The 21,041-nt window shown below is 70.3% G+C and carries 17 protein-coding genes and 1 pseudogene; 10 read left to right on the top strand and 8 right to left on the bottom strand.

The window, feature by feature from the left end; genetic code table 11:
* The first annotated feature begins 1 nt into the window (after position 1).
* The 5 genes and pseudogenes from MBA17_RS31910 to MBA17_RS31935 form a co-directional block, all read left to right on the top strand.
* Positions 2 to 1,066 carry an ABC transporter substrate-binding protein gene (locus MBA17_RS31910; RefSeq protein WP_238500460.1) on the top strand — a complete coding sequence of 355 codons (1,065 nt, stop codon included), beginning with the start codon at positions 2 to 4 and terminating at the stop codon, positions 1,064 to 1,066.
* A 144-nt stretch (positions 1,067 to 1,210) separates the two neighbouring features.
* Complete coding sequence (locus tag MBA17_RS31915; RefSeq protein ID WP_238500461.1) at positions 1,211 to 2,317, top strand: ABC transporter ATP-binding protein; 1,107 nt, start codon at positions 1,211 to 1,213, stop codon at positions 2,315 to 2,317.
* On the top strand, positions 2,281 to 3,153 hold the full coding sequence (locus MBA17_RS31920) for an ABC transporter permease (RefSeq protein WP_238500462.1): 873 nt from the start codon (positions 2,281 to 2,283) through the stop codon (positions 3,151 to 3,153). The genes MBA17_RS31915 and MBA17_RS31920 overlap by 37 nt, the downstream gene beginning before the upstream one ends.
* 5 nt (positions 3,154 to 3,158) lie before the next feature.
* On the top strand, positions 3,159 to 3,959 hold the full coding sequence (locus tag MBA17_RS31925; protein WP_238500463.1) for an ABC transporter permease: 801 nt from the start codon (positions 3,159 to 3,161) through the stop codon (positions 3,957 to 3,959).
* Positions 3,960 to 3,969: 10 nt separating this feature from the next.
* A pseudogene (locus MBA17_RS31935) lies at positions 3,970 to 5,172 on the top strand (NAD(P)/FAD-dependent oxidoreductase); the annotation flags it as partial.
* Between the two features lie 217 nt (positions 5,173 to 5,389).
* Here the strand turns inward: MBA17_RS31935 and MBA17_RS31940 are convergent.
* Positions 5,390 to 6,253: an SMP-30/gluconolactonase/LRE family protein gene (locus tag MBA17_RS31940; protein ID WP_238500464.1), complete on the bottom strand. Its 864-nt coding sequence runs from the start codon at positions 6,251 to 6,253 to the stop codon at positions 5,390 to 5,392.
* A 269-nt stretch (positions 6,254 to 6,522) separates the two neighbouring features.
* Between MBA17_RS31940 and MBA17_RS31945 the strand changes: the two genes are divergently transcribed.
* Positions 6,523 to 7,134, top strand: a complete 612-nt coding sequence (locus MBA17_RS31945) for an SGNH/GDSL hydrolase family protein (protein WP_238500465.1) — start codon at positions 6,523 to 6,525, stop codon at positions 7,132 to 7,134.
* 186 nt (positions 7,135 to 7,320) lie between these two features.
* Here the strand turns inward: MBA17_RS31945 and MBA17_RS31950 are convergent, their stop codons facing one another.
* The 3 genes from MBA17_RS31950 to MBA17_RS31960 form a co-directional block, all read right to left on the bottom strand.
* Complete coding sequence (locus MBA17_RS31950) at positions 7,321 to 9,051, bottom strand: glycosyl hydrolase (protein WP_238500466.1); 1,731 nt, start codon at positions 9,049 to 9,051, stop codon at positions 7,321 to 7,323.
* Positions 9,052 to 9,352: 301 nt separating this feature from the next.
* The gene (locus MBA17_RS31955) at positions 9,353 to 10,240 is read right to left on the bottom strand and encodes a hypothetical protein (RefSeq protein WP_238500467.1); all 888 of its coding nucleotides are present in this window, start codon (positions 10,238 to 10,240) and stop codon (positions 9,353 to 9,355) included.
* Between the two features lie 95 nt (positions 10,241 to 10,335).
* Complete coding sequence (locus tag MBA17_RS31960) at positions 10,336 to 11,193, bottom strand: GntR family transcriptional regulator (protein ID WP_238500468.1); 858 nt, start codon at positions 11,191 to 11,193, stop codon at positions 10,336 to 10,338.
* Between the two features lie 548 nt (positions 11,194 to 11,741).
* Here MBA17_RS31960 and MBA17_RS31965 point away from each other — a divergent pair.
* Together MBA17_RS31965 and MBA17_RS31970 are read left to right on the top strand one after the other, a co-directional pair.
* Positions 11,742 to 12,161, top strand: a complete 420-nt coding sequence (locus tag MBA17_RS31965; RefSeq protein ID WP_455432897.1) for a putative immunity protein — start codon at positions 11,742 to 11,744, stop codon at positions 12,159 to 12,161.
* A gap of 273 nt (positions 12,162 to 12,434) precedes the next feature.
* Positions 12,435 to 13,073, top strand: a complete 639-nt coding sequence (locus tag MBA17_RS31970; RefSeq protein WP_238500469.1) for a DUF6461 domain-containing protein — start codon at positions 12,435 to 12,437, stop codon at positions 13,071 to 13,073.
* Here MBA17_RS31970 and MBA17_RS31975 read toward each other — a convergent pair.
* The gene (locus MBA17_RS31975; RefSeq protein ID WP_238500470.1) at positions 13,063 to 13,515 is read right to left on the bottom strand and encodes a cupin domain-containing protein; all 453 of its coding nucleotides are present in this window, start codon (positions 13,513 to 13,515) and stop codon (positions 13,063 to 13,065) included. The genes MBA17_RS31970 and MBA17_RS31975 overlap by 11 nt on opposite strands.
* 210 nt (positions 13,516 to 13,725) lie before the next feature.
* Positions 13,726 to 14,679 carry a helix-turn-helix transcriptional regulator gene (locus MBA17_RS31980; RefSeq protein WP_238500471.1) on the bottom strand — a complete coding sequence of 318 codons (954 nt, stop codon included), beginning with the start codon at positions 14,677 to 14,679 and terminating at the stop codon, positions 13,726 to 13,728.
* A gap of 62 nt (positions 14,680 to 14,741) precedes the next feature.
* Between MBA17_RS31980 and MBA17_RS31985 the strand changes: the two genes are divergently transcribed.
* Positions 14,742 to 16,973, top strand: a complete 2,232-nt coding sequence (locus MBA17_RS31985) for an ATP-binding cassette domain-containing protein (RefSeq protein WP_238500472.1) — start codon at positions 14,742 to 14,744, stop codon at positions 16,971 to 16,973.
* Between the two features lie 107 nt (positions 16,974 to 17,080).
* Here the strand turns inward: MBA17_RS31985 and MBA17_RS31990 are convergent, their stop codons facing one another.
* Positions 17,081 to 18,202, bottom strand: a complete 1,122-nt coding sequence (locus MBA17_RS31990) for a pectate lyase family protein (protein WP_238500473.1) — start codon at positions 18,200 to 18,202, stop codon at positions 17,081 to 17,083.
* A gap of 701 nt (positions 18,203 to 18,903) precedes the next feature.
* Here MBA17_RS31990 and MBA17_RS31995 point away from each other — a divergent pair.
* The gene (locus MBA17_RS31995) at positions 18,904 to 20,184 is read left to right on the top strand and encodes a pectate lyase (RefSeq protein ID WP_238500474.1); all 1,281 of its coding nucleotides are present in this window, start codon (positions 18,904 to 18,906) and stop codon (positions 20,182 to 20,184) included.
* Positions 20,185 to 20,325: 141 nt separating this feature from the next.
* On the opposite strand, the gene MBA17_RS32000 is transcribed toward MBA17_RS31995, so the two are convergent.
* The gene (locus MBA17_RS32000; RefSeq protein ID WP_238500475.1) at positions 20,326 to 21,009 is read right to left on the bottom strand and encodes a hypothetical protein; all 684 of its coding nucleotides are present in this window, start codon (positions 21,007 to 21,009) and stop codon (positions 20,326 to 20,328) included.
* Positions 21,010 to 21,041: the final 32 nt, after the last annotated feature.

Here is a 21,041-nt window from a genome sequence, read left to right on the forward strand (position 1 = left end):
CATGTCACGCAGATCGCTGGTCACCGGGCTGTCCTCAGCCGGGCTCGCCGGGGTCCTCACCCTCGCCGGCTGCGGCGCGCCCACCCCGTCCGCCGCGGCGGACACGCTGGTGGTGGCCGGGTACGGCGGCTCGTACGAGGAGGCGTTCAAGCAGTCGGTGATCCCCGGCTTCGAGAAGTCGTGCGGCTGCAAGGTCTCCTACATCGCCGGCAGCTCCACCGACACGGTGGCCAAGCTGAAGGCGCAGCAGGCCGCGCCGCAGATCGACGTGGCGCTGATCGACGACGGCGTGCAGAACCAGGCCGCGGTCGCCGGGCTGCTCGGCCGCCTGGACCCGAAGGCCGTCCCGAACCTGCCGAACGTCATCGACATCGCACGGCTCCCCGACGACGTGGGCGTGGGCTTCTCGCTGAACGCCACCGGCATCGCCTACAACACCGACTACTACCGGAAGAACGGGCTGCCGGCCCCGAAGCGGCTGGCCGATCTGGAGAACGCCAAGCTCAAGGGCAAGGTCGTCATGCCGTCCATCACCCAGACCTACGGGCTCGGGGCACTGCTGATGGCGGCCGAGGTCGGCGGCGGGTCGGAGCAGGCGATCGATCCGGGCTTCGCCGGGGTGCGGAAGATGGCGGCCAACGCCTTCACCTTCGACACCACCGCCGACGTGTCCAACTACTTCCTGCAGGGGCAGGCGGTCGCCACCGTGTGGGGCAACTCGCGGGTGCAGACCCTCGCCGACAAGGACTTCCCGATCGAGTTCGTCTACCCGGAGGAGGGCGCGCTGCCGCTGATCGCCACGGTCAACGTGGTGAACAAGGCGCCGCACGCCGACCTCGCCCACAAGTTCGTCAACACCCTGCTCGAACCGGCGGCGCAGAAGTCGATGGCCGAATACAACTTCAACGGACCGGTCGTCGAGGGCGTCACGCTCGACCCCGCGCTCGCCGAGCGGGTCGTCGGCCAGGACCGCGTCAAGGACCTCCGCAAGCTCGACTGGGCGACGATCAACAAGAACCGCTCGGCGTGGACGGACCGCTGGAACAAGGAGATAGAGACCTCGTGACCGACCCCTCCCGCACGCCCCCGGCCTGGCCGAACGGGTGGTCGGCGCCGAGCAGGCGGCCGAGATGACCCCGCTGGACTGGACCGCCGTCAACGACGAACGCGCCACCTGGAGCGACCGATGGACCAAGGAGGTCGAGAAATCATGAGAGCGAGTACCGCGACCGCCGAGGTCTCCGCCGACGACGCCGTACGGCGCGGCCGGCTGCGCCTGGACGGCGTGCGTAAGGTGCTGGGCGGCAAGGAGGTGGTCTCCGCGGTCGACCTGGAGACCGAGCCCGGCGAGTTCCTCACCCTGCTCGGCCCCTCGGGCTGCGGCAAGTCCACCACCCTGAACATGGTGGCCGGGCACCTGACCGCCGACGGCGGCGTGATCGAGGTGGACGGCCGGGACGTCACCGGCACCCCGCCGCACCGCCGTTCCATGGGCATGGTCTTCCAGTCGTACGCGCTGTTCCCGCACATGACGATCGCGGACAACGTCGCGTTCGGGTTGCGCATGCGCAAGGTCGCCGCCGCCGAACGGGACCGCCAGGTCGCCGAGGTCCTGGAGATGGTGGGGCTGGACGGCATGGCGGGACGGCACCCGCGGCAGCTCTCCGGCGGGCAGCAGCAGCGGGCGGCGCTGGCCAGGGCGCTGGTGATCCAGCCCGACCTGCTGCTGCTCGACGAGCCCTTCTCCAACCTGGACGCCCAGCTCCGCGTGCGGTTGCGCGAGGAGGTCGGCGCGCTGCAACGCCGTATCGGCACCACCACCATCCTGGTCACCCACGACCAGGAGGAGGCGCTGGCCGTCTCCGACCGGATCGCGGTCATGGCCGACGGCGTCATCCACCAGCTCGACCGGCCACGCGAGATCTACCTGCGGCCGGGCACCGACTTCGTGGCCCAGTTCATCGGCGAGGTCAACGCGCTCGACGGCACGGCCGCGGGGTTCACCCGCGATGGGTATGCCTGCCGGGTGGCGGACGCGACCGTCGCCGCCACCCCGGCGGGCGAGGCCCCGGCCGAGGGCACCGAGGTGCGCGTCTACGTACGGCCCGAGGTCGTCAGGATCCGCACGGACCGCACGTCCGGCCTGGTGGGAACGGTCCGGGAGACCCGGTTCCTGGGCTCCCGGATCCGGTGCGTGGTCGCCACCCCGGCGGGCGACGTGACCGCGGCGCTGCCGTTCGACGCGGACGTGCCCGCTGTGGGCGAGGAGGTGACCTGCGAATGGCGGCCATCGGACGCGTCTCTGACGGCACGCTGAGCCGTCCCCGCTGGCGCACCGGACTGCTGCTCGCACTGCCGGCCGTCGTCATCTTCGGCCTGCTGTTCGCCGCGCCGCTGTTCACACTGGTCGCCAACAGCTTCAGGACGCAGACCGGGGCGTTCACGCTGAGCAACTACGAGCGTTTCCTCGGCGACCCCTTCTACCGGGGCGTCCTGTGGAACACGCTGAAGGTCGCCGCGATGACGACCATCGGCTGCCTGCTCGTCGGCTACCCGTTCGCGCTCTACATGCGGGGACGCTCGCCGCGGGTGCGCAACTGGCTCGCGCTGCTGCTGCTGTCGCCGCTGCTGATCAGCATGGTCATCCGCGCGTACGGCTGGCTGGTGGTGCTCGGTCCCAACGGGCCGGTGGCCGCCGTGCTGAAGTGGGTCGGCATCACGCCGCCGCAACTGCTCTACAACGACACCGCCGTGCTCATCGGCATGATCCACGTGATGCTGGCCTACATGGTGCTGCCGCTGATGGGCAGCCTGGACCGGATCGACCCGACCCTGGTGCCGGCCGCGAGAGGGCTGGGCGCGCCCGGCTGGACCTGCTTCTGGCGGATCACGCTTCCCCTCTCCGCGCCCGGCATGCTGGCCGGAGCCATGATCGTGTTCAGCCTCACCGCGTCCAGCTTCGTCACCCCGGCGATCCTCGGCGGCCCGAAGGTGAAGCTGATGCCGTACTTCGTCTACACCCAGGCCACGACCACGCTCGACTGGCCGTACGCGGCGGCGATCGGGTTCATCCTGGTGGTCGTGACGACCGGGCTGCTGCTCGGCTACGCGCGGCTGCTGCGCAGGAACAACGGGGATGTGGTGTTCCAGTGACACGGATGATCCGTCTGCTCGGCACCGGGTTCGCGTGCCTCGTCGGGCTGTTCCTGATCGCGCCGGTGCTGGTCACCGTGGCCTCCTCGCTCACCACCACCCGGTACGTGACGTTCCCGCCGCAGGGGTTCACGCTGCGCTGGTACGCGGAGGTGTTCCGCAAGGAGGAGTTCCTGTCCTCGTTCGTGCTGAGCGTCGGTGTGGCGCTGGCCGCGGCGGCGGTGTCCGCGGTGGTGGGGCTGGCCTGCGGGCTGGCCATCCACCGGTACCGGTTCCCCGGCCGGGCCGCCCTGGAAGGGGTGCTGGCCAGCGCGTTCGCGGTGCCCACGATCGTCCTCGGCATCGGGCTGCTGCAGTGGTTCGCGCAGATGGGGCTGGCCTCAAGCCCGTTCACGCTGCTGCTCGCCCACCTCGTGCTCACGGTCCCGTACACCGTGCGGCTGGTGCTCGCCGGGCTCGCGGGCCTGGACCGCTCGGCCGAGAAGGCCGCCGCCGGGCTCGGCGCCGCGCCCTTCCTGGTGTTCTGGCACGTGACGCTGCCCGCCGTACGGGGGCCGCTGATCGGTGGCGCCTTCTTCGCCTTCATCACGTCCTTCGACGACCTCACCGTGGCGCTGTTCGTGGTCACCACCGACCTGCAGACGCTGCCCGTCCGGATCTTCAACTACATGCAGTACGACTACGACCCCACGGTCACCGCCATCGGAACCCTGATGGTGCTGTTCGCCGCGGTCGCGGTCGTCGTGATCGAACGTTTCGTCGGCGTGGCCAAGCTGTTCGGCGCCGACACCGAGCAGAACCGCTGACGGCGCCGCGCACGCGGGCCGGTCGCCGTCCTCATCCACAGCCGCGCGAGCGGAGCGAAAGGAGTCAGTTGTGCGAGTCGTCGTCATCGGTGCGGGGGTGGTCGGATCCGCGGTCGCGGCCGGACTCACCCGGCGCGGCGCGCAGGTCACGGTCTTGGAGGCGCGTACGCCAGGGGCCGGCACGACGTCCACGTCGGTCGCGTGGATCAACGCCAACAACAAGACCCCCCAGGCGTACTTCGACCTGAACCAGGCCGCCGTGTGGGCACACCACCAGTTGCCCGGCGACTGGTTCTTCCCCACCGGCAACCTTGAGTACGCGGTGAGCGACGAGCACAAGGAGCAGCTGGAGGCTCGGGTGGGGCGGCTGATCGGCATGGGGTACGCCGTGGAGCGGGTGACCGCCCGGCGGGCGATGGCCCTGGAGCCCGATCTGGTGCCGCCGCCCACCGGCACGGAGTACGTGTTCTTCCCCGGCGAGGCCTACGTGCAGGCGCACCGGCTGCTCGGGCGGCTGCTCGGCGAGGCGCGGGACCGCGGCGCCACGGTCGAGTGCGGCGCCGAGGTGACCGCCGTCGACGCCACGGCGTCGGGCGCGACCGTGACCCTGGCCGACGGGCGCGAGTTCACCGGTGACGTGGTCGTCACCTGCGCGGGACGCTGGACCCAGGGGGTCGCGGCGATGGCCGGGCTGGACGTCCCGATGCTGGACCCGGCGGTCTCCGGCAAGGTCACCAACGGGTTCCTGGTCACCACCACGCCGTTGCCCGCCCGGCTGTCCCGGGTGCTCACCACCGCCGGGCTCAACCTGCGCCCGGACGGCGGCGGGCGGGTGCTGCTGCAGTCGCTCGACCTCGACGACCACGCCGACCCCGCGGCCGACGTGCCGGCCGGGATCCTCGGTCAGATCATGGGCCGGCTGCCCGGCGTGCTGCGCGCCACCGAGGGCGCGGCGGTCGAGCGCGCCGTCGTGGGCCAGCGCGCGATGCCCGGCGACGGGCTCACGGTGGCCGGCTTCGCGGATCCCGGGTCACGGGTCTACGTGGTGGCCACCCACAGCGGCGTCACGCTGGCTCCGCTGCTGATGGAGGAGGTGGCGAGGGAGGTGTACGGCGAGAAGTCGCCGCTCCTCAGCACCTTCCGGCCCGGCCGGTTCGCCGACGGCACGGCCGGCCCCGCCCCCACCCCGGCCCGCCGTCCGGGCCAGCAGTGAGACGCGCCGCGCGCCGTCCGCGCCGACGTTGAGCGGCGAGACGCGCCGCGCGCCGACGTTGAGCGGTGGCTCCGAGCATGGACGGCGGTGGCCCTCGAACCGCCGCCGTCGGCGATCTTCTGTGTTCTTTCTGGCTCAGCGCTGGTTCTACCGCGGCGTCACATCCGGCGCGGTGGAAATGTGAACGGCATGGTCGCCCTCGGTGTGTCGCGCGGCCTCAGAGGGTACTCGGCTGGACCGGGCGGCCGGTCACTCCCGGGTCCGCCGCGAAGACGGCGCCCGCGTCCGGCTGCTCGGCCCGGTCGGTGCCGAGGGCCGACGTCGTGATGTACAACCGGTCGAGCCCCGCACCGCCGAAGGCGACGGCGGTGACCTTGCGCACCGGCAGCGGGACCACCGCGTCGAGCCGGCCGTCCGGGGTGTAGCGGTGCACCGCGGAGCCTTCCCACAGCGCCACCCACACGCCGCCCTCGGCGTCGACCGTCAGCCCGTCGGGCGCGCCCCGCTCCGGATCCACGACCGCGAACGGCCGGCGCCCGGTCAGCCGTCCCTCGCTGTCGTGGTCGAAGACGTCGACCCGGCCGGTGGCGGTGTCCGCGTAGTAGGCGAGCCCGCCGTCGGGACTGAAGTCGAACCCGTTGGAGACCGTGACCTCGGGCAGCACCTCGCGCAGCTCGCCACCGGGTTCGACACGGTAGAGCGAGCCGCGGCCGGCGCCCGCGTCGTAGCCCATGGTCCCGATGTAGAAGCGGCCGGCGGGGTCGCAGCCGCCCTCGTTCATCCGGATCGACGGATCGGTCCACGCCTCGCCCAGCGAGCGCAGCGGCGCGTCCAGTTCGTCGGAGTCGGCCAGCAGGATCTCGCGCTCGGCGGCGACCAGGAACCCGCCGTTGACGCGCGGGCGGGTGACGGCCGCGACGGCCCCGACGTGCCGGCGGCGAACCGTCCCGTCGGCGTCGAGCGCCAGCAGGTCGCCGGCCAGCATGTCGACCCAGCGGAGCCCGCCCCAGCGGCTGGACCACACGGGCCCCTCGGCGTGCTCTGCGACAGGGTCGGTCACGGGGTACACGGCGATGGTCATACGAATCTCCTGGGCAGGGGGATAATCCATACATTGTTCATGATTGCCGAATATCGCTCGGCGGCCGGGTGGGTGCCCTCGTCCCGCTCTCCGACGACGGGGAACGCGGGTGGCCGCACGGCGACGCCGTCCGCCGGCCGGGCCGCACTCCTGGGCCAGGCGCGGGTACCACTCGGCGGCAAGTACGGCATGAGCCGCCCGTCATCTTCAGCGGAATGGTCCCCGTCGCGGTCGAAGGGCTTCTCGGCGGCCACCATACTGGTGCGATCATGAGCGAAACGACCATGCTGTTCATCGGCGACAGCCTCACCGCATGCGGTCGCGACCGCACCCGCCCGGACGACCTCGGAAACGGCTGGGTACGCCTGGTCGCGCACGCGCTGCAAAACGACGGGCCCGTCAAGGTGATCAATCGCGGCATCGGAGGCGACCGCGTGAGAGACCTGGCGGAGCGGTGGCACCGCGACTGCCTGGACCTCGCGCCGGACGTGCTCACCGTGCAGATCGGGATCAACGACACCTGGCGGCGCTATGACAGCGACGACCCGGTCACCGTGGGGCGATTCACGGCCGACCTACGCGAGATCCTGGACCGGGCACGCGCCGGCACCGGGGCCCGACTGATCCTCGCCGAGCCGTACCTGCTGCCGATGGGCGGCGTGCTCGCGTCCTGGCGGGAGGACCTGGACCCGAAGATCGAGGTCATCCGGGCATTGGCGAAGGAGTTCGACGCCGCTCTGGTGGGCCTCGACCAGGCGATGAGCGACGCCGCCGCGCGATCGGGCGCGGCCACCTGGACCACGGACGGCATCCACACGACCGCGGCGGGCAACGCGTTGGTCGCGTCGGAGTGGCTCGCCGTACAAGAGAGGCTCAGCTGACCGACGGGCGGTCTTGACCCCGCCGCGCGAGTGATCCGCGGCGGGGCCGCACCGGCCACCAGCTGGTCAGCCGATCGTGTTGGTCAGCCGGGTGGGCAGGTAAGCCGGGTTGGGCAGGTCAGTCGGCTGTGCAACTCAGTCGGCTGTGCAACTCAGTCGGCTGTGCAACTCAGTCGGCTGTGCAACTCAGTCGGCTGTGCAGGTCAGTCGGGTGGGCGGGGTCGCGGCGCCGCGCCCGAGGAAGCCGAAGGTGGTCGAGGCGCCGGCCCTGAGCGAGCCGTTCCAGGCGGCGTTCGCCGCGGTCACCCGGCCGTCGGCGACGGAGAGGTCGGCGTTCCAGTGGCTGACGACGGACTGGCCGTCCGGCAACGTCCACCCGACGGTCCATTCGGTCGACGCGTCCGCATCGGTGTTCTTCACGGTGACCTCGCCGAGGAAGCCCTGCCCCCAGGTGGTGGTCGCGCGGAAGGTCGCGACGCAGCCGGAGCCGTACCCCTTGAAGTCGCCCAGTTCGTCAAGCGTGATCACGTGCGGGTCGGTGTAGACCTTCTTCAGGAACGGCAGCGAGTTGCTGACGCCGTCGCTGATGAACCCGCCCGACCAGGTCACGAAGAAGCTCCAGTCGGCGTGGTAGGCCCGCGTCAGCTCGGGGTCGGGAATCGAGCCCACCTCCCCCAGCGCGACCGGCTTGCGGTCCTGCCCCAGCGCGACGAGCCGCTCGTACGGCCCGCTCACCGGCCCGTGGTCACCCTGCGGAGGATAGGAGTCGACGCTGAGCACGTCGACCACGTCGTCTCCGGGGTACCAGTCGGGCGAGACCGAGTTCCACACCCAGACGAGGTTGTTCAGGTGGTGGTGGCCGGTCAGCCGCTCGTACATCAGGCGGTAGAGCTCCTTGGCCGGACCGGCTCCCTTGGCTCCCCACCAGAACCAGCCGCCCTCGGCCTCGTGCAGCGGCCGCCACAGCACCGGCACGCCCGCGTCCTGGAGCCGCTTCAACTGGACGGCGATGGCGTCGATGTCGCGGATGAGCAACGCGTAGTCGGCTGACCCGGTGTCCGCCAGCGCGGCGGCCAGGTCGAAGGTGGTCGCCTCGGTGTAGAAACCGCGCCACCATTCCTTGCCCGGCTGGTCGATGAGGCCGCTGGGGGCGTTCCAGTGCCAGACGAAGGTGACCATTCCGCCCCTGCGGTCCCAGGCGAGGGCGTTGTCCGTCTCGCGGGAGGTGGTTCCGCGTTCCACCCGGCTGGGCGAGTAGTCCATCATGTCCAGGCCGGCGATCGCCGGCACACTGCCGACGTTGTCCTCCACCCACTGGATGCTGGCCATGTCCTGCTGGCCGGAGATCAGGTCCTTGCCGTAGTGCGCCGCCAGGTAGCGCATCAGGCCCTTGGCCTCCGCCGTGGCGTCCGGGTTGTTCAGCTCGCCGGTCACCTGGTGCGGGGGCGGGGGCGGCACGGGGGTGAGGCTGATGGCGTCGATGTGGTACCAGCCCCAGCCGTTCACCACGGTGATCGTGTTGTCGCCGGCCTTGAGCAGCACCTTGCCCGCGCCCGCCGAGGCGAAGGAGGCGGTCTCCGGCAGCGTGACCTCGCCGAGCCCGGCGTCGTTGAGCCGCAGATTGGCGTTCTTGGTGCCGAACGGCGCGCTGTACCGGACGGTGAGGTCGTAGAGGCCACCGGGACTGTCCGAGATCGTGATGGTCACGCTGTCGTCGGCGGCGTCGAATCCGCCGACGTAGCCCGTACCGGAGTAGCCGGGGGTGGCCGACTCCACCTGCACACCGTTGAGCGCGCCGGTCTCCGCCTCGTAGACGAGGGCCTCGGCGCCGGCGACGGCCGGCGTCTGAAGGGTGGTGATCAGCAGCAGGAGGCAGAGCACCGCCGACCAGCGGCGTGGGGACAGCACGACCTTCATGGGACCGCCTTGGGATGGGAGCGGTCCCGAACATTAGAAGAACGCGGTCGCGTGCGAAAGACCGACCCGTCCGACCCAGGCGTGCCCGTACGGCGGGCACCCCGAGGACCCTGCCGCTGACCGGCCGCGACCTGGCCCCGTACCTGCTGAAACCGTCGCGACGGCCACCGGATGCGGCAGCTGCCACGGATGAAACGTTCACGCCGTCCACCGTGGCGCCGCCCGCCGTCCCCGAGCCCGCTCCTCGCCCGAGGCCGCTCCTCGCCCGAGGCCGCGCGGATCCTGACTCGGCCCAGCCCGATCAGGTGATCGGACCGAGCTTGCGGGTGTACCAGAACGCACCCGCCACGATGGCGCTCGTACCCACCAGGGCGATCATCACCACCGACCCCAGGTTGCCGACGCCGCGCTCCCCGGCGGCGTCGAGCCGGGAACCGGCCTTCACGGGATCGGCGGCGCGGTCGTCGTCTCCGGGCCGGAGACCGAGGTTCCCGGTGTCCGCACGACTTTCCCCATGGGGCGTGACGACCGTCTTCCCGGTGTCCGCACGACCCTCGGCCTGGGGGGCGCCAACCGCCCGTTCCCCGTCCGCACGGCTCTCGCCACGGGGTGTGGCACCCGTCCCGCCGACGTCCGCGCGGCTCTCACGGGGTGTGACACCCGTCCCGCCGGTGACCGCGCGGCTCTCGTCACGGGGCGAAACGCCCGTCCTGCCGGTGTCGGCGCGGCTATCACCACGGGGGGAGACGACCGTCGTCCAGCCGTTCGCACGGCCGTCACCGCGCGGGGGAACGCCTGTGCCGCCGACGTCCGCACGGCTCTCACCACGCTTGACGACCGCCGCCCTCCTGCCGTCCATACGGCTTCCGCGGGGCGAGACGGCCGCGTCACCGGCATCCGCCCGGCGACCGGCCCGGGGCGTGGCCACCGCCCGGCCGGCATCCTTTCGGGAAGCGCGACCGGTGCTGGGGTCCGCGCGGCGGCCGTTGTCGACGCCTCTCGACGACCTGCCCACACCGGCATGCCGGCGGTCGTCATCGTCATCGTCATCATCGTCGTCCGCGTCGGCGACGTGCGCGACGCCGGGCAGCGACGCCGCCTGGGCGCTCTGCGTCGCGAGCGTCACGCCGGCGGTCAGACCGAACGAGACCGCGATGGCGACTAGGAGCACCCGTACAACCTGACCCATCTGCGCCTCCTGGGTGTCGCCCGCGCTTGCGCCCGGATGACCTCTACTCTCTGCGTGTGCGGTTGGGCCATCGTGAGCGCCGAATGAGAGAACTCTCATCTGGCGTCGCCCCTTGACGGTCCAGCCTCTTGAGACTCGACGGCGCCCACGCCCACCTCGGTGACGCGCCCGTCGGTGACGGGCTCGTCGACGGCACACTCATCGGCAGCGGGCTCGTCGATGGCACGCCCGGCGGCGCGCTCATCAGTGACGGACTCATCGGCGGCGCGCTCATCGGTGGTGAGGTGTCTGCGGAGCCGCCTGGCGGCCTGGGCGCCCAGGCTGGTGTCGATGTGCCGGCGCATGACGTCGGCGGCGGCCTCGCTGTCGCCCGCGATCACGTATTCGAGCAGCGCTTCGTGCTCGGCCGTCTTCCGGTCGCGCGCCGGCCTTCCCTGCGGAGTCTCCAGGGCGAGCCGGCGATACCGGTCGGCCTTGTCCCAGAGGCCGTCGAGCGTCGTGATGAGCAGGTCGTTGTGGGAGGCGTTGTAGAGCGCGGCGTGGAACCGGCGATGGGCGACGAGTTCGGCGTAGGCCGGGTCGCCCCGCAGCAGTTCGAGCCCTTCGGCCGCGGCGCGCATGGCGGCGATGTCGGCCTTGGTCCGCCGCTCGGCCGCCAGCGCGACGGCCAGCGGGTCGAGAGAGCGTCGCATCTCCAGCAGGTCGCGCGCCTCCTCCGCGGCCAGCGGAGCCACGCGGGCGTCGCGATGCGCGTCCAGTTCGACCAGACCTTCGCTCTTGAGACGGCGCAGCGCCTCCCGCAGCGGAGTGGTGCTGATGCCGATCTCCCCGGCCAGCCTCGCCTGCGCGATGACGGACCCCGGCGCCAGCTCTCCGGACAGGACGAGTCGCTTGACCCGGAGGTAGGCGTAATCCGCTTTGGTGGAGTAGGGCTCAGCCGCCAGGTCGCTCATCGCCGTCCCCATCCTGTAGGCACGGTTATAACCTACACGCCTCCGCTCCCTTCCGTGCGTCTTTCCGCAGGACTCCCCCACGGGAACGTACTTCAGAGGCCAATCGACCTGATCATCACCCGAAGGTGGGAAACGCGACAATTCGCAATGGATCAGTCGAGGTCATAGGTTATAACAAGCTGCCATGGAGGACGTTTCCGAGCCGGCGGCCAGCCGTACGCCCTGTGGCGGACCGGCAGGACCGCGCACCCGGCGTTCTTGGGGTGCCGGAGCGCGGCGGCGGCGTGTCGCGGGGACCGCACGGGGGGCCGTCAGCTCGGCCCGCAGGTCGACTCCGGAGGCGAGCGGCCAGACACCCGGGAACCGGGTCGAGCGCGGAGGAATGCACGTAGGCGTGCGTCGGTGATGCGTCCGCCATGGCGGGGCCGGTACGGCGCGGCTCCGGCGATTCGGACCGGAGGGAGACCAACGCCTGGCGCGTCGAACTCACCGGCTCGCCCCGCGTCATACATTTGGGTCTCCAGGCCGTGTCGCGAGAGGGGAGAGAGATGGGGCTCGACAAGGCGGATCATCGGTTATTGGCACTCTGGGCCGCCGACTGCGCCGAGCATGTCCTCGCCCGCTTCGAGGAGCGGTACCCGGGCGACGACCGGCCGCGGAACGCCGTCGAGGCGGGACGTGCCTGGGCGCGTGGCGAGATAGCGGTCCGGGAGGCCCGCACGGCGGCGTTCGCCGCCCACGCGGCCGCCCGCGAAGCCGATCACGGAGCCGCCCGCGCCGCCGCGCGTGCGACCGGTCACGCCGCCGCCACCGCCCACGTCGCCACGCACGCCGTACATGCCGCGACTTATGCCGCTTCCGCCGCCGCGTCCGCCGCCGCCGCCCCGGGCGCCGCCGCGGCGGAACGTGTCTGGCAACACGGCCGTCTTCCTGAGCGTCTCTGGCCGGAGGCGTTCCCCGCCCGCTGACGACCACCCTTCACCAGACGTGTCAGCCCGCCGCGCCGACCGGCGAGGCTCTCGCTCACTGACCACCGCCCTCCGTCAGACACGTCAACCTGCCGACCGGCGAGGCTCCCACTCACTGACCACCGCCGAACGCGTCAACCCGACGCGCCGACCAGCGCGACGGCGGCGACGGGCGCCGGTTCGTCAGAGGGCGTCACCCGTGGTCGCGGCCGGGCGCCCGGCTTTTGTCGGCGCCGTCTGCCACCATGGCGCGAAACGATCAAGGAGGTCACGGTGACCGATCCCCTCGCCCCGTTCCGCTGGCTGGAAGCCGCATCGGGAGACCAGGACGATCTGCTCGGCGACATCTTCTGCGTGTCCTTCTTCCGCGGGCTCGATCCCGGCGAGGTGCTGGGCCGCTTCGGCCCCGGCGAGCCTCCGGGACGCGAGATGACCTTCGACCGGCTCGGTGCGGAGGCCAACGAGTTCGTCCAGGAGACCGGCGGCGGCAAGGGCGGCGGATACGTCGGGGTCGTCCAGACCGGCGGGTGGAGCGTGGCCGTCGAGCTGTGGGGCTGGGAGGCGACGCTGGTCACGACGGTGACCGGGCTGTCCCAGGGGTGTGAGGTGGTGGCCGCCGGGCGGCACGACTACGCGGAGCACGGCTTCGTGTACGCGATCGACGGCGAGATCGTCACCGGCTTCACGCCGGAGTTGCCGGAGCACCGGTGGGGCGGGGACCCGGATCGGCTCAACGCCCTCATGCGTGAAACCGGCTTGTCTCCTGAGACCTCGGATGACGAGGCGGAGTGGAACGACCGCTACGAGAACGGGATCGCGCGGATGTTCGCTCTGGCCGCCAAGATCACTGGTGTGCCGTTCACGCCCGGCGTCCTCGACGGGCCGCTGCTCGTCGGCGCCATCACCCGGTGATCGTCCCCCAGCTCAGATCCTTCAGGTTGACCACGATCGCGTCCTGGGTGCTGCGGGCGATCACCACGACCGCCTCCACGTCGGGGTCGGGATTCTCCTCACGATGCGGCACGTAGGGCGGCACGAAGATGTAGTCGCCGGGCTTGGTGTCGACGCGCACCTCGTGCGGCTCCCCGGCGTCCACGTCGAGGAACACGAACGAGGGTGTGCCGCTGACGACGTAGATCGCCGTCTCGGACTCGCCATGGTGGTGGTTGGCCGACGAGGTCGCCGGCGCGACGTGGGTCTGCCCCATCCACAGCCGTCGCGACCCCACCGACGTGCCGCTGATCGCCGCACGCCGGTGCATCCCACCGGTCTGCGCGGTCTCGGAGGTGAGCCCGGCGGGCGCGATGTGGTGCAACCGCCGGTGGAACGGGTCCTCGGGCATGATGATCGCCATCAGAAGCTCCTCGGGTCGTCGGCGGGATGCGGTGCGAGCACCCCGAAGGCTCCATCGTGGTACATCAGCGGGCGGCGTCGCGGACAGGCGTACCCCATCCGGCATCCGGCTCACGTACGAGGCCCGGATGTACCGCCGGTGGTGCGGCGCTGACGGCCCGACGGCAGGGCGCCGATGCGTTCGCGTCACCGGTTGCGCGGGGCGGCGTTCTCACTCGCGATCGAGGAGGCGTGCACCGAACGCCTGGGAAGCAGTTCGAAAGCCGGACGGTTCCCGGATGGTGAAGTCGGCGTCCACGAAGGCGAGGCTCGGGAGCAGCCATTCCCAGGTGTCTAGCGTCAGGACCACCTCGGTACGGCGGTCGCCACGGGCGGCGAGTTCGGCATCTTGGTACTTGAAGGCGTCGGCGACCGCCGGGAGGGGCGCGTCGACGGTGAGCACGACCCGCTCGCGGGGCCGGTTCAGTCCTTGCCGGAGGTAGTCCAGCGCGGTCTCGGCGGGCAACGGCCTTGGCGTGTAGGTGGTCGTCGACACCTGGAGGCGGGAGAGGCGGTCCACACGGAAGACGCGCCAGTCGCCCTTGTGGGTGTCCCAGGCGAGCACGTACCACCGCAAATGGTGGTGAATCTGGCGGTGGGGTTCGACCCGGCGGGACGAGCCTGAGCCGTCCTTGCCTCGGTAGTCGAAAGTGACGACCAGGCGGCGCTGGATGGCGTCGGCCAGGGTCGCCAGGTCGTCGGCGCTGGTACTCGGGCCGAGCGAGGCACTGGTCTCCAGGCTCGCGCGGAGCTGGGTGGCGCGGTGCCGGAGGCGCTTCGGGAGGTACTGGTCGACCTTGCCGTAAGCGCGGGTCGCAGCCTCGTCCACGCTTCCCTCGGCGGCGCTGCCGGTGGCGGCGAGGGTGGCCAGCCCGAGGAGGGTCGCGATCGCCTCGTCGTCGTCGAGCACGAGCGGTGGCATGGCGGTACCCGCGGTGAGCCGGTAGTAGCCGCCAGGACCTGGCTGGGTCTCGACGGGGTAGCCGTAGCCGCGGAGACGGTCGATGTCGCGGCGCAGGGTCCGGGGGCTGACGCCGAGCCGTACGGCGAGTTCGTCGCCGGTGAACGCCCGTCCGGACTGGAGGGTGGTGAGCAGGGCGAGGATGCGCTGGGTGACGTCCGCCATGCCTCCAGTCTCACAAGTATTGCGGTCATCTTCTGACCGCATCTGTTCATAGCGTTGCCGGCATGCAGAGTCGAACGATCCGTATCCGGGGTGTCCGGACCAACAATTTGAAGGCCATGAACGTGGACATCCCTCGCGGCGAGCTCGTCGTGTTCGCGGGCGTGTCAGGGTCGGGCAAGTCATCGCTCGTGTTCGACACGATCGCGGCAGAGGCCGGGCACCAGCTGAACGAGACATTCCCCCCGTTCGCCCGCAATCGACTGCCGAAATGGACGCGCCCCGAGGTGGACGAGATCAAGGGACTGTCGCCGGTAGTGGTGATCGACCAGCGCAGGCTCGGCGGGAACGCCCGGTCCACGGTCGGCACCATCACCGACGCCTGGACCTACCTGCGGCTGCTGTTCTCTCGCGTCGGCTCACCGCACGTCGGCGAGTCGAACCACTTCTCGTTCAACGACCCCGCCGGCATGTGCCCGGCCTGCTCCGGGCTCGGCGAGGTCGTGGTGAGTGCCGTAGACCGGTTCCTGGACCTGGACAAGTCGCTCGCCCAGGGGGCGATCCTGCTTCCCGGGTTCGGCAACGGCGGCTACTGGTACGCCCAGTACGCCGATATCGGCAGTTTCGCGGCGGACACCCCGCTCCGGGACTGGACCGAGGCGGAGCGCGAGGCCCTGCTCTACGGCGGTGAGCACGCAACGCGCCTGGGCGCCAAGCCGCCCAAGGACTACGAGGGCGTCGTGGAGCGGTTCGAACGCGTCTACCTGCACACGTCCGACAATCTGTCCGATCGCAAGCAGGAGGCCATCGCCCGGTTCACCCGGTCCGAGCTCTGTCCTGAGTGCCACGGCGACCGGCTCAACGAGGCCGGCCGTACCGCCACCGTCCTCGGGCACACCATCGGTGAGCTGGCCCGCATGGAGATCACCGAGCTGGCCGGCCTGGTCGAGCGCGTGGCCGACCCCGCTGTCGCGCCCATCGCGGCCGCCCTCGGGGACAGGCTCGGAGCCATGGTCACGATGGGGCTCGGCTACCTCCACCTCGGCCGCGCCACCACCAGCCTGTCCGGCGGGGAGTCGCAGCGGATCAAGACGGTCAAGCACCTGGGCAGCAGCCTCATCGAAATGCTCTACATCTTCGACGAACCCACCGTGGGCCTCCACCCGCACGATGTCGTATCGATGACCACCCTGCTGCGGCAGCTCCGCGACCAGGGCAACACCGTCCTCGTCGTCGAGCACGACCCCGCCGTCATGGCCATCGCCGACCAGATAATCGAGATCGGACCCGCCGCCGGCGCAGACGGCGGCGAACTGGTCTTCCAAGGCACCTTCGACCAGCTCAAGACCGCGCGCACGGCGACCTCCACCGCTCTCACCACGCGGACGTCGATCCCCGCGAACCCGCGAGCGGCCACCGGCGCGATCACGGTGACGAACGCCACCCGCAACAACCTCAAGAATCTGACCGTCGACATCCCCGCCGAAGTCCTCACCGTGCTCACCGGCGTCGCGGGGTCGGGCAAGTCCAGCCTCGCCACGGAGCTGGTCTCACAGCACAGTGCGGTCGTGATCGACCAGAGGGCGGTCAGCACCAACCGGCGCTCCACCCCGATCACCTACACCGGCATCGCTACCCCTGTCCGCAACCTCTTCGCCAAACACAGCGGCCTGCCCGCCGGCTGGTTCAGCGCCAACTCCGAAGGCGGCTGCCCGCACTGCAATGGTTTGGGCGTCATCTACACCGACCTGGCCTTCATGGACGGCCAGGAAACCGTTTGCGAGACCTGCCAGGGGCGACGCTTCACCGGCGAGGTGCTCCGCCATCGAGTCAACGGCCTGTCCATCGCGGACATCGACGACCTGACCATCAGCGACGCCATCGGCCGGCTGTCCGACAAGAAGATCCGCATGGCGCTGCAGCACCTCGAACATGTCGGACTCGGTTACCTGCACCTCGGCCAGCCGCTACCGACGCTCTCCGGCGGTGAGTGCCAGCGCGTCAAGATAGCCAAGGAACTGCGCGACACCGCCGAACCAGCCCTCTATGTGCTCGACGAACCCACCACGGGCCTGCATCCGCGCGACATCGCGGCCCTGCTCGGCGTACTCGACCAACTCGTCGACCAGGGCCATACCGTTGTCGTCATCGAACACAACCTCGACGTCATCCGGCACGCGGACTGGGTCATCGACCTCGGCCCCGGGCCCGGTAGACACGGCGGCGAGATCCTCTACCAAGGACCGGTCGCCCACCTGGAAGGCACGGTCACCGCCGACGCCCTGCACGCCCGGTAAGCCATACGAACCGCGCACGGTGCTGACGGTCCCAGGCGGGCCGGGCCGACGGCCCGCCGGATCATGTCCGGCGGGCGTTCCGCCGTCCCCGTGCGGTGTCGTCGCCGTCAACCGCCGGCACCGGGCTGGAGCCCGGCCACCGTGACCTTGCCCGCTCCCGCGCCCGCGCGCACCGCGGCCGGGACACCCGCCGGGGCGTCGACCGTGTAGGCGTAGTAGGTGCGCGGTTCGACGACGGTGCCGGCCGTCTCCGGCGTGCCCGAGTTCACCAGGATGTTGTTGCGCTGGACCGCACGGCCGGGACCGCTGTCGGCGTAACCGCTGGCCGAGATGAGCGGGTGCGGGACGTTCTCGAAGTAGTTGCCCTCGACCACGGCTCCGGCGTTCTCCGTCGAGGCCACGCCGTACAACTCGTTGGACAGGAAGTAGTTGTTGAAGACGTGCACCGGCTCGCCGAAGCGGATGCGCGGATGGCGCTGACGGCTGTGGTCGAAGAAGTTGTGGTGCAGGGTCACCTTCAGGTGGCCGACGTCGGTCGAGGCCGCGCCGTCGGAGTGGCTGATCAGCATGCTCTTGTCGGCGTGGTCGAAGTGGTTCCACGAGACGGTGACGTAGTCGGCGCCGCGCACGACGTCGATCGAGCCGTCCACCGCGCCGGAGAAGGTGTTGTGGTCGATCCAGATGTGGTGCGACTGCTGGCCGACGTTGACGGCGTCGTCCTCCGCCGCCGTGAAGCGAAGGTTGCGCACGATCACGTTGTAGGACCGGTAGAAGTCCAGGCCGCCGCCGGTGATGTGGCCGGAGGAGCCGACGCCGACGATGGTCTTGTTCGGGCGAACGCCCTGTTTGCTGCTGATCTCGATCCTGCCCGCCACCTGGATGACCAGCGGCTCCAGGCTGTCGATGTAGCCGAGGAACTGCGCCGCGTTCGTCGCGGTGACGGTCCGCCCGGCCGCGCCGCCGGTGGTCCCGTTCTGGCCGAGGGCGTTGACGGAGGCGAAGCCGATCGGCGCCGCGGCGAGCGGTACGGCCTGCGGCACGGCGGCTTCCGCCTGGACGGTGGTGGCGTGCGGTGTGACGGCGACCAGCACGGCGGCGAAGGCGGTCGCCAGCGCCCTTCCCAGGCGCGGCGGATAGTGCTCCAGGCGAGTCATGTGCTTGCCTTTCCGGTGGGGGACGGACGCGGAGCGGGTGGCACGGCCGATCTCTTCCGACGCTCGTGCTGCCATTCGGGCGACGTTCAGCCACAAATGTTCAGTCAGAAGTCGCCTGCCGGGTAACTCTTCTCCCGAGAATTCCCCGAGAAATCCCGAGCAAGGCGGGGCATGCTGAATCAATGGGCGCAGCGGATATGTTCACAGCGTCCGATGTGATTTGTCCTGCCCGATTCACCTCCGCTTGGAAAACGCTTTCCGCAGTCACTGTTACTTACCGCATCAGGCGCGTTTCGTGAAGCGTCCGGCGTCAAGTACTCCATCGGCGAGCGGCCCCGACCCCATCCCCACCAGGCAGGAGACCCGCTCCCACCTGGCCGGACGCCCATATCGACCAGTTGACGCCAGAGGTACGGCCGGCGGAGCCTCATGAAAATTTCATACCGCGACCGGCCTGCCGGAAAGGCGGGAAACCGAGCGGGTGCGATGAAGGTCCCACCAGGCGAACGAAAGCATGACCTGCCGCGATTCCCGCCTACCCCGACGGCCGGCAGCGTGGGTGTCCGCCATCGCTTTTCACGTCTTTATGTTGGTTTATAAATCAAACTATTGACGCTTGATACGGCGGTGGGTGAACCTCTGCTGGAGCCGGTCGAGAACGAATCCACACAACGACCGGCTTCCGACGGCAGACGTCCATCGTCCATGCCGTCCTGTTCAAGAACGCGGGGCGCCCCTCCCCGGCGCCGTACCTCTCTGATGGGAGCAGTGACATCGTGGCATTCGAATCTCGTCTCTCGGGCAGTCCGCCGCGCGGGCCCCGGCGTGGCTGGCGGCGTCTGTTCGTCGCCGTGGCCACGATGGTCCTGGCCATGACCGGCACCGTGGTGGCCGGCACGGTGATGACCGGCCCGGCCCACGCGGCGTCGGTGGACACCTCCGCCTGGTACGTGCTGGTCAACCGGCACAGCGGCAACGCGCTGGACCTCTACGACTTCCAGACCAACGACGGGGCGGCCATCGTGCAGTGGGCCCGCAACGACGGCAACCAGCAGCAGTGGCAGTTCGTCGACTCGGGCGGCGGCTACTACCGGCTCAAGTCGCGCCACAGCGGCAAGGTGCTCGACATCTACGAGTGGTCGACCGCGGGCGGAGCCAACGTCGTGCAGTGGGCCGACCTCAACGGCAACAACCAGCAGTTCCGCCTCGCCGACTCCGAGGGCGGACACGTCCGCCTGATCAACCGCAACAGCGGCATGGCCTTGGAGACCTGGGAGTGGGCCACCGCCAACGGCTCCCGGGTCTCCCAGTACACCGACCTTGACGGCCACAACCAGCAATGGAGCCTGGTGAAGGTCGGCAGCGGCGGCTCCTCCGGCGGCGACGGCAGCGGCCCGTGGCCCTCGTCGACGGGCAATGTGCACACCCCCACCACCCGGAACGCCGGCACCTTCTTCGACGGCGGCATGAAGCGCTACTACGGCATCGGCGACGGCGGCCAGGGCGAAAGCCAGGACCCCATGTTCGTCGTCGCCAACGGCGGGACGATCCAGAACGTCATCCTCGACGCGCCGGCCGGCGACGGCATCCACTGCGAAGGCTCCTGCACCATCCGCAACGTCTGGTGGAACGACGTGGGCGAGGACGCCGCCACGTTCAAGAGCTCCAGCTCCTCGGCCACCTACCTGGTCGACGGCGGCGGCGCCAAGTCCGGCTCGGACAAGGTGTTCCAGCACAACGGCGCGGGCAAACTGACCATCCGCAACTTCCAGGTGCACGGCTCCGGCAAGCTCTACCGCGCCTGCGGCAACTGCTCCAGCTCCTACCAGCGCCATGTGGTGATGGACGGCGTCACCGCCCGATCCACCAAGGTCCTGGCCGGCATCAACACCAACTGGGGCGACACCGCCCGCTTCTCCCGGATCACCGTGTACGGCAGCGCCACCATCTGCGAGAAGTACAAGGGCGTGCCCAAGGGCAGCGAACCGGAGAAGATCGGCTCCGGCGCCGACGGCGTCAACTGCCTCTACTCCTCCTCCGACATCACCTACAGGTAATCCCGCAGGGCCGGCCGGGGAACACTCCCCCGGCCGGCCCTGCTCGCCGATCAACCCGCCGAGCCCGGATCCGGACCCACCAGGCGCCCCCGCGACCCGCTTCGCACCCCCGTCATCCGCTTCCGCGCCCCGGCGGCCGATCTAACGCGCGAAGAGCTCAGCGGCCAGTTTCCCAGCCATCTTCCGTGCCTGGGGGCCGCCGAAGTCCGATTCCCGCCAACCCTGCGGATAGCCGGGGAAGGTGTAGATCGCCACCGCCCTGCCCTGCCGCGTCACGGTGCCCGTCATGCCCGAGGCGACGTAGAAGCCCTTGACCAGGAACGCCTCCTCACCGATGTGCGCGCGTCTGGTGCGGTGGGTGAACTTCGCGCCGTCGCCCACGTCCCGCACGGCGCATTTGCGCAGTTGTGACCGCAGGCCGTCGATCGCCACACGGGCGGCGGGCTCGTCCCGGTAGACGATCAGCTGCTCCGAGTAGACGCCGTCCCAGCCCACGACCTCGCCGTACACGGTCCGCGCCGCGACCCGGCCCCGGTCCGTCCGCTTCCGCACGTCGCAGGGATCGATCAGCAGCGGCACGCTCCGCCGGTCGCTGACCTTCCAGGACAGCCGGCCGTACTTCTTCTCGGCCTTCTTCCTGGTCACCTTGCCCTCGTACAGCAGGAACCCGTCAGGGATACGCACGCCCGCGGCGTCCGCGGTGGTCGCGGTGGTCGCGGTGGCGGTCCCGCCGAAGCCGGCCAGTGTCATACAGGCGACCGCCAGCACCGCGGCCATTCGCCGGGCGGTGCCCGACCGCCCTCTGCTCTCCCGCGTCGTGTTCATCTGAGCCTCCGTCCCTTTCCCATGTGGGGATT

Origin of the sequence: Dolomitihabitans soli, from assembly GCF_022213955.1 — a bacterium.
GTDB lineage: Bacteria > Actinomycetota > Actinomycetes > Streptosporangiales > Streptosporangiaceae > Streptosporangium_A > Streptosporangium_A soli.